The 1,508-nt window shown below is 64.1% G+C and carries 2 protein-coding genes; both read right to left on the bottom strand.

The window, feature by feature from the left end:
* Window positions 1–807 (bottom strand): IS21-like element helper ATPase IstB (istB, locus tag AACY49_RS29530; RefSeq protein ID WP_339527703.1); only part of this gene is annotated, 807 nt, incomplete at its 3' end.
* A partial coding sequence (locus AACY49_RS29525; RefSeq protein WP_445262670.1) for a Mu transposase domain-containing protein occupies window positions 807–1,508 on the bottom strand: 702 nt, incomplete at its 5' end. The genes AACY49_RS29525 and istB, both read right to left, overlap by 1 nt.

Here is a 1,508-nt window from a genome sequence, read left to right as displayed (position 1 = left end):
GCCGACCGGAGGGCCGTCACCGGCGGTCGGCGTTTTGATGAGACCGCTCTTGCGCTTGACTCGGAGCCGGTAGCTGTCGCCGCGGATCGTCAGCACGTGGCTGTGGTGCAAGAGCCGGTCGAGGATCGCGGTGGCGACCACGGGATCGGCGAACACGGTGCCCCATTCGGCAACACTGCGGTTCGAGGTGATCAGCATGGCGCCAGTTTCATAGCGCCGACTGACCAGTTGGAAGAACAGATGCGCCGCGTCAGGTTCCAGCGGCAGGTAGCCGAGCTCGTCGACGATCAGCAGCTTTGGCTTCGACAGCGCGAGCAGTTTCTCATCCAGACGCCGTTCGCCATGCGCCTTGGCAAGGCCTGCGACCAGTGTCGTCGCCGTGGTGAACTGCACCGTGTACCCGGCCAGGATCGCCTCTCGCCCCAGCGCGATCGACAAGTGCGTCTTGCCGACTCCGGGCGGCCCGAGCAACAGCACGTTCTCTCCGTTAGCGATCCAACGTGATGCGGCAAGGTCGCGGATCTGCTTGGGATCAATCGAGGGCTGCGCCTCGAAGTCGAAGCCTGCGAGCTCCTTCACGGCCGGGAAGTGTGCAAGCTTCAGCGCCATATCGATGCGGCGATGATCCTTGCGCGCGATCTCACGTTCGCACAGCAAGATCAGCGTCTCACGCGCCGACAGGTTCGCGCGCGCCGCCTCGTCGAGCAGGCTGTCGAGCTGGTCGCGGATGCCGGAGAGCTGCAATCGCGCCAGCATGGCATCGAGCGGATCGGTCGGTGCTTCGGTTGCCTTCTTTGCGCGCGTCATCAGAAGCTTCCCCCGATCACGGCTTCATATTCGGTAAGCGGACGCAACAACGAATGCGGTGGAGACGATCCCGGCACCGCCGCTGCAGTCTCCGGCCGGCGGACCGCGCCATTGCGCCCGGCAACACCTTCGAGATGAACCGGATCGACGATCCGCAGCCGGCGCCCCTTCGATTGCTCGTGAACCGCGACCTGGTGCACGCCATGGCGGATCCGCACCTCGCCGGCCGCGATCGTTACCGCTACGCGCTCGCCAATAAGGCGCCACGGCACCGAGTAGCTGTTCGTATCAATCTCGACGGCGCAATCATTGCCGACGACGCGGGTCAGTTCACGCAAGGATCCGAACGACGGCAGCCCGCCGAGCGGCTTCAACCGATGTATTTCGTCACGCGCGAAGCGGATGATCGGGGCCTCGCCGGTCGTGCCGTGGATACGAACGTTCGCAACCTCACGCTCCCACCTGTCGAGATGCGCCTCGAATGCTTCCCAACTAGGGAAGGAATGACCGGCGATCGCGTTCTTCTTCACGTAGCCAACGCCGTTCTCCGTCTTGCCCTTCGTGCGCGCCCGATATGGCGCGCACGCGCGAGGACGGAAGCCCCAATGTTTTGCGAAGGCTATCAGCTTGTCGTTGAACTGAACCGACCGGCTCACCGCGTCATGGCGCACGACAAGCGCGCGTGGATAGATCGGAAGAGC

The sequence above is a fragment of the Pseudomonas sp. EL_65y_Pfl2_R96 genome (assembly GCF_963970905.1).
GTDB lineage: Bacteria > Pseudomonadota > Gammaproteobacteria > Pseudomonadales > Pseudomonadaceae > Aquipseudomonas.
This window is presented reverse-complemented; position numbering and strand designations above follow the sequence as displayed.